Source organism: Limnoraphis robusta CS-951 (assembly GCF_000972705.2).
The window spans coordinates 1-12,869 of record NZ_LATL02000253.1 but is presented as its reverse complement, the minus strand read 5'-3'; the positions used below and the strand labels follow the sequence as shown (position 1 = coordinate 12,869).

Genomic DNA, 12,869 nt, shown 5'->3' with positions numbered 1-12,869 from the left:
CTACATTTTTTATAGGTTAGCATCCAATTGTACAATTGTCACAACTATGAAACTTAGAGAACTGTCACATGATTGTCTGGAAACTGAAATCAGCTCGACATAATTTAAACATCTGAATTGATTAGCATTCAACTATGAGAAACTCAGTTAATTTTGCGGGATTTGGTGTGGGACTTTTTCTATTGGTTCTTTTCTGTTTTGGGATTTTACAATGGTTAAACATTCCGACAGGTAATTTTTTAGACTGGGTAATTGGCGGCGCGACATTTTGGTGGTTATTATTAATTGTGACTGTTCCCTGGAATATTCATTTTGATGCGAAGGAAGTTCTCGCTGAAGCTGAAGATTCTGTCAAAAAAGCAATCAAAATTGATGACAAACAACTCAAATATGTTAAGCTCGTTGCTCGTCGTTCACTGTGGGTTGCCATTGGATTACATATCATTTCTACAGTCGGACTTTATGCCTTAGCTTTAGCTGGAATTAGTGTGGTTGGTTATATTGGTTCGGGTGCGGCATTGTTATTAACGGTTTTGCGTCCCGCGATACGTGCTTATCAATATTTAGCAGCCCGTTTAGCGATGGTTCGGCGAGAGTTTTCTTATCCGCGAGAAGATGTTTTAGAACTTCGCGATCGCTTTGCCGTTATTGAGTATAAAGTAAAAGAATTAGAAGCTTTACTTGATGCGAATAATCCCAATTCATTTATTTCTCAACAGGTTAAACGTTGGGAAGTTCAAGAAAGAGATTTAGAGAAACTTTCGGCAGATTTAAAACAGTTAAAATCCAGCAACCAAGCCGAACATCAAAAGTTAGCCAGAGATGCTGAAAATGCCATTTCTCAACTGACAACCGATAGCGAAGTTCTCAGTCATGTCCGCGAAATTGTCCGATTTTTTAAAGAGGCTTAATTGGCTTTGACCCAAAAACCCGGTTTCTCTAAGAAACCGGGTTTTTACTTCTCCTATCAGGAATTGGGGGAGAGGTTTTAATTTACCCCATCACATAAAGTGCGATCGCTGTCTTCAACTTCCGAACTATTTTGTAGATAATCTTTAACAAAATTGCAAGCGTAAGGAAGTTCATCCAAGTTAAAAATTTCGTCTAAATTCCATAAAATCACAGTCTGATCCTCTCCACCAGAAGCAATAAATCCACCGTCGGGACTGAAAGCAACATCCCAAACATTACTCTCGTGAATTTTCAGTTTAACTATCTCAGTTCCATCTATTTTTAACACTTTCACCGAACCATCTCCACAACCCATTGCTAATGTTTGACCATCGGGACTAAAATTAACCGAAGCTATTCCCCGACATTCTCCTTTAAAAGTTTGTAGGAGTGTACCGTCGAGTTTCCAGAGTTTCACCGTATCATCTAAACTCGCTGTTGCAATGATTTCACCATCCGGGCTAATATCAAGTCCCCAAGCTGAATTATTATGACCGTTTAAGGTTTTCACTAGAGTACCATCTGTTTTCCACAGTTTAGCGGTTCCATCTTCACTCAATGTTATAACCGTCTGATTATCGGGGGAAAATTTAACTCTATAAACCCTGGCTTTGTGTCCAATTAAAGTTGTAATTAAATCACCGTCTACATTCCATAACTTTGCGGTTTTATCATCACTGCTAGATGCTAAGATTTGACCATCAGAACTCCAGGACAAATCCCAAATTTGACTAGAATGAGCGGGGAAAGAGTTGATCCGTTGACCCGAACTCCAAAACTCTATTGTACCGCCAGTTTTTGCGATGGTGCGTAGATCTTCTAAACCCGAAGTAGAATTTTGAGTTGATGCAAAACTAATTCTTCTTCCCTCTATTGTTTGTTGTAATTTCCCATCGGTTGACCATAATTTTAGCGTATTACTAGAATTTCCCGATGCTAAAGTTTCACCATCCCCACTAAATTCGAGTTGCCAAATTGTTCCTGCGTTTCCGCTAAAAGCTTGATAAAAGGGATTTTTTGCTTTCCAGAAACGAATTGTATTATCATCGCTACCCGAAATCAGGGTTCGATCATCTTCAGCAAATGCTACCGCTCGAATTGTAGATTGATGTCCTTTAAAAGTTTTTAATAGATTTCCCTCTGTTGTCCAGAGTCTTACCGTTTTATCCCCACTCACAGAAGCAATTTGATTTCCGTCTGAACTCATCTCAATTTCCATGACTTCACCTTGATGACCTTCTAAGGTTTTAATTAACTTGCCATCAGTTGTCCAGAGTTTAATCGTGTTATCTCCACCTGCGGAAACAATAATCGGATTATTCTGTCCGTTTGCATCTTTTAACCGAGTAAATTTGACATCCCAAACGGGTGCTTTGTGGGCTTTTATAGTTATAATTTGTTGACCATTCAGCCTCCAAAGTTTAACTGTTCCATCCAGACTTGCCGAGGCAATCATATTTCCCTCAGGATGGAAGGCAACTCCCCAAATGGAAGTTGAATTTCCTGTAAAAGTGTTGAGAAGTTTACCTTCTAAATTCCAGAGTTTAACGGTTGTATCTCCACTGGCTGAGGCGAACATTTTACCATCTGGACTTATACTAACATTCCAAATTGCACCTTGATGAGCCGAGAATTTTCTAAGCAGTTTTCCCCGAGGATTCCAAAGATAAATTGTACCGAGTGTAGTCGCAGAAACAAGGGTTTGATTATCGGGACTAAAACTCAACGCGAAAACCGTACCATCGTGTTCTAAACTATTAAGTAACTGACCGTGACGATTCCAAAGTTTAATGCTTCTATCGCTACTTCCTGTGGCGATAATTTCACCGTCTGGACTCGTATCAACTCCAACAACCACACCCTGATGACTCAGCAAACGATTAAATTCTGTGGTTCCTAAAGTAGTCTGACGCAATATTTCTGTCACGTTTTTATCGAGAGCGGATGGAATAGTTTTGAGGTTTTTTAATCGCCGTTTTGCTTTAATTGCGGTTGCCAAACTCTTTAAGCGATTTTGAGAGGTAAACAGTCCTTCTGAGGAGTCAATTAAGGCTTGAATTTCTTGCATGGTGGCTTGCTGTTCCCGTTGGAGGGCTTGCTGACGTTGATTAAATGCGATCAATCCCGAGCCAACGGCGACCAAAAAGCCTATACTTATGGAACCGAGCAAGTAACGTTGTAATCTAGCATTTTTACGCTCTTGTTTGAGTTGGGTTTCTATAATTTTAGCGCGTTCGGCTTCGTAGGCTAGCTGAGTTTTTTGGCGATCGCTTTCCTCGCTAGCCGCCAAGAATTGATAATCTAAATTACTCAGACTTTTACCCTGCATCCAAGTTTGAGCATCTCGCAAAGCCTGTCCACTTAATAAACGAGATTCGTCGTTTTTTTCCGAAGCGATCCAAGCATCAAACGCTTGCGAATAGGGTCGCAAATTCTGAAGCTGTTGGTTTACCCATTGAAGGTTAAAAACTTCGCCATAAATGGGATTTCTGACTTGCAAACTGCTATTTTGTTTAATCACCAACCCCGATAACAATAACTCAATTTGTTCTCTGCTTTCATCTGATTTAATATTGTCTCCCCGCAAGATTTGTTGATAAATTCCTAAAATTCGTCCGACTTGCTGGCGATGGTATAACAGGCGATCGCGAATGGTTCTCAGGTGTTCGGGTTCGTCTTGAAATTCCCAATTTTCAATAATCTGCGATCGCACAATTTCCGAAACAAAGCGCTCTGGACTAATATATTCTAGGGCTGATTCTGGCTCTTTTATAGAGATTTCTTCTAATTTTCCTTGAACAAGATAACACAACTTTTGAGTTAAAAAGGGTTGTCCATTTGTCCAGTGAAAAACCTCCGCTAAAATTGCCTTAGCCTTTGCTGTAGACACCGAAAATCCTTCGGAGAGACTGGTAGATTTATCCAGACTCAAATTATCCAAATTAATCGCTTTTCCGAGATTAAACGGGGTGCGAGTTTTGTCCCGAATTAAATCGGAAGGTGTGGCGACTCCAAACAAAGCAAAAGTCAGGCGATTATATTCGGAATTAACAGCCCGTTGGTTGTAGCAAAAACGAATCAGTGCAAACAAGTCATCAACCTGAAAATTTAGACTCAGAATGCTATCAATTTCATCGACAAAAATAACCAATTTTTCTTCGGAAAGTTCAGACAATAAAATATCTTCAATAAAATGGCTGAGTTGTTGTAAGCCAGATAAACCCTCTTGAGTTTGCAACCAAGTTTTTAAAGTTGCACGTTTGGGCAAATTAAATCCCCGCCAGAGTTCAGAAATCATCCCTCTATACCATTGAATGGGTGTAACATCATTACTACCAATTCGGGTAATATCTATAAACGATGAGCGAATATTTTCCTGTTGCAGTCGGTAACGAGTCTGACATAAAAGGGAAGATTTTCCCATTTGACGGGCGTTGAATACATAGCAAAATTCTCCCGCTTTTAGAGCTTGATAAAGGTCAGTATCGGCTTGTCGTTCGACATAGGTTTCTATGCCAACTCTTAAACTTCCCCCAACTTGATAAAAACGGTCATTCATTGAACTCGTTAAATGCTTCACTAACAGTATACAGAAGCTTCTAACATTTGGGTTTCGTTCCTCAACCCCACCTACTATTTACTAACATTTGGGTTTCGTTCCTCAACCCAACCTACTATTTACTACCTCCAAGTTGATCAAAACGGTCACTCATTGAACTCGTTAAATGCTTCACTGACAGTAATACGATTGCGTCCTGTTTTCTTAGATTTATAGAGAGCTTTATCAGCAGCTTCTATAAGTTGTAGCCAATTAAATTGTGATGAAGGTATAATAGTAGCGACCCCGATACTAACAGTAACAATGTTCTCGGGAAAGCAAATCACCCGAGGATTTTCAACGCTCATATGTAAAGCTTTTATTTGTTGTTGAACACGTTGAGCGACTTCCATCGCACCCTGATTGTTACTCCGAGAGAGCAAAATTACAAATTCTTCTCCTCCGTAGCGACAAACCAAATCTGTTGAATAGTTAACGCATTCTTCTAAAGTTTTAGCGACTCTTTGTAAACAAACATCTCCTGCTGGATGACCATAAAGATCGTTATAGACTTTAAAATGATCGATATCTATCAGAATAAGTGATAGGGGGTTGCCTTGATTTCCTAACCGTTGCCATTCTTGTTCAATAGTGCGATTAAACCAACGACGATTAGCCAGTCCGGTTAATTCATCGGTTTCGGAGAGGCGTTTTAAAGTTTGATTTTCTTCTTCGAGTTCTCTGAGACGGTTCATTAATGGATGTTCATTTATGGTGTCGAGTTTGTAGGTGCTAAAGTATTGACGATAAAGTTCACAACTACAAATAACCTGATTCCCGAGAAGTTTTACCAGTCCGACGCTTTCTAATCGATAGGCTATAATGGGGTCGAGTATAATGGCATCATCGATTTCAACAACGTATTGAAAAGCGCTTGCGAGTTCTTGATTGTCTTTTAAGTAGATTAAACAACTTCGCAAATGGTCGCTATAAATTCCCGATGGTGTTGCGGATTCATGTATTATATGAGCGAGTTGTATATCTGGTGCCTGTGAGTTGCTTTCAGTTTGTTTGAGTAGATGATACAAAGCCAGTTGGGTTAAATAGGGATGTCCGTTTACCCATTGGTAGAGTTGGTCAGCAATGGTTTTGCTTAGAGTTGATGAGAATCCATAGCAGTGAACTAAGGCTTTAGTTTGTTCTAAATTAAACCGGGGAAGTTGTAGAACCAAGCCAACGTTAAAGGGAGATTGATTGATTTTTAAAGGGACATAAATTTCTGTAGAATGGGTTAAAACCAACCTCAGTTTTTGAGCGGTTTCTTCTTGTTTTGCTTCTTCATACCAAGAACGCAATAAAGGTAAAAAATCTTGGTAAATTTGCGGAGATTCAAATAAGCGATCTATTTCGCTGAGAATGAGTAATAGCGGTGTTTCAAGCCGTTCTAAAATACTGTTGTACAGGTAGGAAGTACAACTGACTTTGCCGCCTATATCTTCGTCCCAATAGTCATCGAGTTCACATTCCAGTTTGAGTTGATAACTGAGACTTTTACACAACCACCGCAAAAAGGAGTTTAAGTCTGTTAAAAGACTTGAATCGACCTGCCTAAAATCTAGATGAACAACCCGATATCCTAAGGCAATTGCATGAGTTTTTAGCTGAAGAATTAGGGAAGTTTTTCCCATTTTTCGAGGGCTTTTGATCCGCAGTAAACACCCCGGTTGTTCAATGGCTTCTTTGGCTTGTTTTTCTAGGGGTGGACGCTCGATATATACCGTTGAAAAAGGAGGGATAGGCCCGCCGGGTTGTTCGATGAGTTGAGAGTCTCGATGAACAGAACACATGAGAGGTGACTGATGTTGGATTGACGGCATGAGTCTAGTAAAGGGTTAATCTAAACTTATGTGTTGAAAAATCGGCGTTCGTAGAAGTTTTATTCAATTGTGCATCCCGATTTTGCAGATGATGATTTTTTTATAGTTATTATTCATTTTGTGAGTTTCCATCTATTGTATACCAGATCTTTAACTCTGTAAATAAAATTTATGGATTTAAAACAGCCAGCCAAAAAAAACCTCTAATTTTTGCTGTAATTAACGGCTATATTTTTGATTTTTTTCGCCATTTCATCCCCAGTTTGGTGATTGATAATACATTGTTTTGCGATTTAAAAGTTAAAGTCATTTTTCACTACAACACACCAGAGACTTCATAAAGACGTTGCATCAGGGCTAAAATCCGATTTCCATATTGCAAATCATCTGACCAACGTCCACTTAATTGCAGTACAGAAGGAGCAATTCCTCGGGTAACAAAATGAAATCTCGGGTCGATAACTTCTTGTACTAAAGGTTCGGTACTGGCATAAGCTTTTAAGTGTTGAATATGCGCCCGGACGCCCAATCTTGGCGTCGCAAAACAAGCCGTTTCTGCCGCCCCCGCAAGCGTTCCCAGTCCAGCAAAATTATTTTGAGCCGCTTTCACCTCACCGCCAAATCGCAAAAATTCCGTTTCTAAACACATCTGACAAAAGGCAATATCATAATTAACCCCTTCGATATTGGCTTCTTCTTGATACAAATGAACCAACTCAGGAAATGGATACAGAGCTAGAGGATTTGACGCTTTCAAAAAATAAATTAATTGCACTTCTGTGGCGATTCCATTACCCATAATTAGGTCAATTTTCTCAGCATACACACGGGAAAAAGACCGTAAAACAACTGTCCGATTCGGATTATCCCAAGTCACAGAAATTCCCAAACCTCTCAAGTCAATCGTTCGCAAATAAACAATATTTCGATATCGCACCCGACGCGCCCGAGCCAGTTGAGCTAAATTAATTCCCAGGCGATCCACTAAATCAATAGGAATATAAGAATTTCCCTGAATTAAAATTCCCCCTTCTCCATAAGATTGACCGTTAATTTTAATCCCAATCGAACCATAAACTGTAACATTTGACGGAACGGGAGGAGCCGGAGTAATCTGTTCTTTTTGAATCCAGATGAGTATTCCCTCAGCAATTCCTTTAGCAATATCTCGCCGTCGCGATTGAATTAAAGCTCGATCTTGAGGATTAGTTAAAAAACCAATTTCAATGTATAAAGAAGGAATAGTAATCCACCGACAAAAAATTAAACGCCCTAACCCCGTTTCAGTATCCGGTTTCGTTCCGCGACTGGGAAATTGAGGAACTCGCCGCAATAACGCCATCAAAAGCTGTTGTGCATCCTTTTGACGTTCGACATTGTGAGCAATATAAAAAACCGTGACACCTCGTATACTGGGATTAGATGAGCCACCTGTCTGCAACTCTAACGCCACATCACCCGAACGAGAATAAGAGTTAATCCAGTCAATCGTCTCGGCTTGAGACAAATCATCAGGAACCACGTACACTTGAAAATTAAGCGATCGCAGTTCAGCCCCCACCAAGTCACGAATTGAAATCATTTCTTGGGCTTCAGTGGTTCCCCCTGCAACGACGCCCGGATCTCGAACACCGTTTTCAAACCCACCATGACCTGCGGATAAAAAGATTCGTCCCATCTTTACAATTTAAGCGTTAGATTTAGCGATTTTGCCATTATGGTTGTACACTGCTTTAATGCCTTTGTCACGCTAGCAGCGACAGATATCCAGGTTTTGGTTGAGTTTTATAGTCAATTATTAGGCATTCAACCTCAGTCTTCTATTCCAGAGATTTATACAGAATTTCAGCTTCCCGGTTTGAAACTCGGGATTTTTCAACCCAAATCTACCCAGGTGAGTGAGTTTATACATCAGGCGAATACAGGAATCAGCCTGTGTTTGGAAGTGATGAATTTAGAAGAGGCGATCGCTATGTTGTCTCACCTGGGATATCCACCACCGGGAGACATTTTAACCGCTTCTCATGGTCGGGAAATATACGCTTATGATCCGATGGGGAATCGTTTAATTTTACATCAGTCTTTTGGCAATCAAAATTGTTGAGCCACAGAAAGCATCAGATCGATCAAGGTGTAGAGGCTGATTAATATTAACACGACGGCGATCACTTGCGTAACGTGAAAACGAGTTTGGGGAGCTATAGCGAGTCGCACCAACATCGAGGTAGAAGAACCGACGACATAACTCAGACACAGCACTAAATAAGGCAAATCTCCCGTTAGACTCCAAAATCCCAGCAAAATGATCGCCAGCATTAACATCACCACCTCTACAAATTGAGGCGGATTGTATTGAGTAGACAGTACAAGGGTTTGCCACCAAAATCGCCAAAGTCTCATCGCCAGTTCGCTACGCAAGCTCGTTAAGAATATGATACAAAACTGTGAAGCTTTACTGTTTAGGGTGTAGGGTATTGGGTGTTGAGTGTTGGGTTTACCCCACACAATCAGGAAAACAGTCCGATTCAATAGAACGATATAATAGAACGAAAACTTACACAAAATTCCCATAGGGGAATCCCTATCCATTTTATTAGCTTACAGTAATGCTAGATGCAATCATTATCATTCTATTCATACTAGCGGGCGCAGGAATGGGCTTCTATGGTATTGAACTGCTTCCTTACAATGTATTGGAGCAAGTCACCAATATCGAGGGACTGCGCTCAGTCACGGCTGCATTCACCGCCCTGATCGGAGGAGTGCTAGGCTTAGTGGTTCAAACCACCTACCGCCGACTCGAAGAGCAAGTCCGACAGATGCCCCTTGACGTACTGCTGACTCGTGCCATTGGCTTAGTCGTGGGGCTGTTGGTGGCTAACCTACTGCTAGCACCCTTATTTCTGTTTCCAATTCCGAGAGAATTTGGTTTTATCAAGCCGTTAGTGGCGGTGTTATTCAGTGTGATGTTAGGGTTTACCGGAGTGAACCTGGCAGATACACATGGACGTGCCTTTTTGCGACTGATCAATCCCAACAGTTTAGAGAGTATGTTGCTGGCTGAAGGAACACTCAAACCAGCTTCCAGCAAAATTCTCGATACAAGTTGTATTATTGACGGTCGAGTAGAAAAGTTATTAGAAACAGGTTTTCTGGAAGGACAAATCTTAGTCCCTGGCTTCATTTTGCAAGAGTTACAACTGGTTGCAGATGCAGCCAACGACCAAAAACGAGCGCGTGGACGCCGAGGATTAGAGATTTTAAATCAAATTCGAGACAACTATCCCGATCGCATTCAAATTCATCCGGCGGACTATGAAGATGTACAAACCGTTGATGCTAAGTTAGTGCGATTAGCTCTAGAAATCAATGCCACATTGCTGACTAACGATTACAACCTCTCTCAAGTGGCAACCGTGCAGCAAATCCCGGTATTAAACATTAACGATTTGACTCAAGCGGTACGCCCTAACTACTTACCCGGAGATAGCATCGACTTAAAAATTCGTAAAGAAGGCAAGGAACCCTCTCAAGGAATTGGCTATCTAGAGGATGGAACGATGGTTGTCGTAGAAGCGGGTAGTGACTATGTTGGCGATCAAGTCAGAGTCATCGTTACCAGTTCCTTACAAACTTCTGCGGGACGGATGATTTTTGCTCGGCCCGAACAATCTGTTATGGCCCAGGGTTGACCGATAGAACCCTATTATGAGCAGAACTCAACGACAAACGACTCAATACACGGCGATCTCGTCTGATCGTCGTTTTTTTTTATGAGATCAAAAATCGCCCAAGCCAGCTTAATATTGTTTTTTGAGCTACACTGTTGCTGAATCAACTCAGCCCAGTCTGAACTTGATCAGATTGCAAATTTTCCAAACCCGATCTTCCAAGGGATCAATTCTCGCTAAGATTTAAAGAAAAGTCGGGATCGCCTGTCGAATAATGAATCCAGAATCCACCTTAAACCAGCTCAAAACGACATTGCCCAACGGTCAACTACCTTCAAGCTTTGGAGTTTACTATAAAAACACCTTAGTGGCACTGTGCCATGCTTTAGAAGACCATATTTTACAAACTTCCAGTCCTGAACCGAACCAACAACCCCTTGTTTTAGTCACCTTTCAAGAGGGAAAGTGGTATCTACAAGAAGCTGAACGCTACTTTGATATTGGTCAATGTTGCCGTCATGTAGCGATCGCCGCTTTACCCGATAGCGGATTTATCAATCATCGTACAGGTCAACTCGACAATGTATCGCTGATTAACTTAGATCCTAGCGATGACTTGGTTTGGGAGTGGAATCTGATTATTTTAGCTCCGGGCTACACGGCTATGGTTCTGTGTTATGAACTTTCAGACGAAGAATATCTCCCGCACGGGATACCGACGACTGACACCGAACGCAAATTTTACGGATTATGGACGTTTGACAGCAACTCAGTTCGTCAGGCGGCGGAAATTTTAATTCAACGCATCCATCCCTATAACCCAGATTTAGCCAACCGACTCCAACAGCAGCACCAAGAAATTATCGCGACTCCGAGTACAAGCGTTTCTGACTTGAGCGGTGTTGTTTCCCGTATCGTTACTTATCTACAAACCTCTCAACAAGAACTGATCGCCGTCAATCGACAAACCCGAGAACTCCGAGAACTCGAAGATAAAGCCAAACGAGTCAGCCGTAATATTAATGCCAATAAATTACAAGCTTTCCTCAGAATGGTACAACGAGTTGATCAACGAGACAAAGATAACCCCTGTGCTTCCTTACAAGTGTCGGCTTTGTGCGAAACTTTAGGTCAACTCTTAGATTTACCCACTCTTAAGTTACGACGTCTACGCCTAGCGGGATTACTGTATCGCATTGGTTTAGCTTCCGCACCCCCAGAGGTATTTACCCAAACGCCAGAAGAAATGGATGATTCAACCCGTGCTTTTTGGCAAGAACGGGGGGTGATTGGAGCTAGACTGTTAGAAGCGATGCCTGAACTTGCGATCGTTAAAGATATTGTCGCTCATCATTTAGAACATTGGGATGGTAGCGGGAAACCCGATGGTCAGAAAGGTGAAGAAATTAATATCAAAGCCCGAATTTTAGGATTAGTGTCTTATTTTCAAGAATTAACTCAACCTCGGGGAAATCGTCCGGCGTTGAGTTTGTCAGAAGCATTGGAAAAATGTCAACAACTGAGCGGGACTCGCTTTGATCCTGAGTTAGTCGAGTCGCTAACGACAGTGGTTCGGCTGTCAGAAATTGGCTTGATGCAGTTACCTCAACTCCCCACCCAACTCCCGAATGTTTGGTTAGAGGACAACTCACCCTCACATCAGATTAGATCAAATAGTTGAGGTTTGATCTATAAACAAGTTCAGGACTAACCGGAATTTAGAAATTCTCAACTTCTGCGACTTCTGAACTCCTGATTGAACGTTGATTTGAAAAAATTATGAATCTTGATTTAACGGCTATTAGACGGGGAAAACTCAAAGAACTGACTTATGCGTACCTAGCGGGTGCGGACTTATCAGGCGCAGACTTAAGCGATGCAGATTTGTCTCAAGCTAACTTAACGGGTGCGAGTTTAAGCGGTGCCAATTTACAAGGAGCAAACCTTCGGGCTAATTTACGCGGAGCAGACTTAACGGGCGCTAATCTAGTCGGGGCTGATTTGCGAAATGCTGATTTACGGGGTGCAATTTTATTAGATGCCGATGTCCGAGAAGCCAGTTTTGCCGGAGCATTTTTAACCGGGGCCAGTTGTGGGGCGTTGGATCTAACGGGGGTCGATTTGCGAGGGGCTGATTTACGCGGTGTTAGCCTATCTCAAGCTATTTTACAACAAGCAGACCTGAGAAATACCAATCTCTCGGGAGCAGATTTATCACAAGCTGATTTAGAAGAAGCGAACCTGAGTGGCGCTGTGTTACGCGGAACTAACTTAGAACGGGCTAACTTACTCTGTGCCATTGTCGAACAAACCCAATGGTTAGGAACCAATCTCAACGGTGCTTGTTTGGAGGGAACACCCTTAAGAGAGAACAGGAGATAGGGAATAGGGGACAGTCTACATCAACCCGCCGCCTATTGCCTATTTTTTATTGTCTAACTCTGCGTAGGAATACTGAGTCTCAACAGCAGTATTCATAGGCTTTTGCTTTACAGTGCCTGACGGTGTTACGCTGTACATCTGTGGACAAACACATCTGACGCGATGGCAATGCCTTCAACCGATAGGTTGAGAGCAAAGGAGCCGTCCCTCAAAGCACGAATCATAATGTTCCGTGCGCCGCCCCAGTCTCTGTCATGTTCGTGACCGCAACTGGGGCATTTGAATATCTTCGAGGCACCTAGTTTTGAGTGCTGGTGTCCGCACTTAGTACAGGTCTTTGAAGTATAAGATTCGTTGACATCAATTACTGCAACTCCACGCTTCTTGGCTACTTGTTTCAAGTGCAACTTGAACCGATAATGAGACCAAGTTAGCATTTGCCTTGCTGTT

10 protein-coding genes are annotated in these 12,869 nt (G+C 41.8%); 5 read left to right on the top strand and 5 right to left on the bottom strand.

Features of this window, described 5'->3' with window-relative positions:
* The first annotated feature begins 134 nt into the window (after positions 1–134).
* Entirely contained in the window at positions 135–911 is a 777-nt protein-coding gene (locus WN50_RS21430) for a hypothetical protein (protein WP_046276612.1), read from the top strand.
* Positions 912–988: 77 nt separating this feature from the next.
* On the opposite strand, the gene WN50_RS21425 is transcribed toward WN50_RS21430, so the two are convergent.
* The 3 genes from WN50_RS21425 to tftA all read right to left on the bottom strand — a co-directional run bounded on the left by WN50_RS21425 (position 989) and on the right by tftA (position 8,044).
* Positions 989–4,510, bottom strand: a complete 3,522-nt coding sequence (locus WN50_RS21425; RefSeq protein WP_046276611.1) for a WD40 domain-containing protein — start codon at positions 4,508–4,510, stop codon at positions 989–991.
* Between the two features lie 146 nt (positions 4,511–4,656).
* Complete coding sequence (locus WN50_RS21420) at positions 4,657–6,336, bottom strand: AAA-like domain-containing protein (protein WP_049560675.1); 1,680 nt, start codon at positions 6,334–6,336, stop codon at positions 4,657–4,659.
* Positions 6,337–6,682: 346 nt separating this feature from the next.
* Positions 6,683–8,044, bottom strand: coding sequence for a hormogonium tapered terminus morphoprotein TftA (tftA, locus tag WN50_RS21415; RefSeq protein ID WP_046276609.1), 1,362 nt, complete (start codon positions 8,042–8,044; stop codon positions 6,683–6,685).
* Positions 8,045–8,083: 39 nt separating this feature from the next.
* Between tftA and WN50_RS21410 the strand changes: the two genes are divergently transcribed.
* On the top strand, positions 8,084–8,470 hold the full coding sequence (locus WN50_RS21410; protein ID WP_046276608.1) for a VOC family protein: 387 nt from the start codon (positions 8,084–8,086) through the stop codon (positions 8,468–8,470).
* Here the strand turns inward: WN50_RS21410 and WN50_RS21405 are convergent.
* Positions 8,458–8,784 (bottom strand): hypothetical protein, encoded by a 327-nt coding sequence (locus tag WN50_RS21405; protein ID WP_425354833.1) that lies wholly within the window; start codon positions 8,782–8,784, stop codon positions 8,458–8,460. The two genes, WN50_RS21410 and WN50_RS21405, sit on opposite strands and share 13 nt — an antisense overlap.
* 188 nt (positions 8,785–8,972) lie before the next feature.
* Between WN50_RS21405 and WN50_RS21400 the strand changes: the two genes are divergently transcribed.
* The 3 genes from WN50_RS21400 (at position 8,973) to WN50_RS21390 (ending at position 12,419) form a co-directional block, all read left to right on the top strand.
* A complete protein-coding gene (locus tag WN50_RS21400; RefSeq protein WP_046276607.1) occupies positions 8,973–10,058 on the top strand; it encodes a PIN/TRAM domain-containing protein in 1,086 nt (361 codons plus the stop codon).
* Between the two features lie 253 nt (positions 10,059–10,311).
* Positions 10,312–11,718, top strand: coding sequence for an HD domain-containing phosphohydrolase (locus WN50_RS21395; protein ID WP_046276606.1), 1,407 nt, complete (start codon positions 10,312–10,314; stop codon positions 11,716–11,718).
* Between the two features lie 98 nt (positions 11,719–11,816).
* Entirely contained in the window at positions 11,817–12,419 is a 603-nt protein-coding gene (locus WN50_RS21390; protein WP_046276605.1) for a pentapeptide repeat-containing protein, read from the top strand.
* Positions 12,420–12,544: 125 nt separating this feature from the next.
* Here the strand turns inward: WN50_RS21390 and WN50_RS21385 are convergent, their stop codons facing one another.
* Positions 12,545–12,856: a zinc ribbon domain-containing protein gene (locus tag WN50_RS21385; protein WP_053221571.1), complete on the bottom strand. Its 312-nt coding sequence runs from the start codon at positions 12,854–12,856 to the stop codon at positions 12,545–12,547.
* Positions 12,857–12,869: the final 13 nt, after the last annotated feature.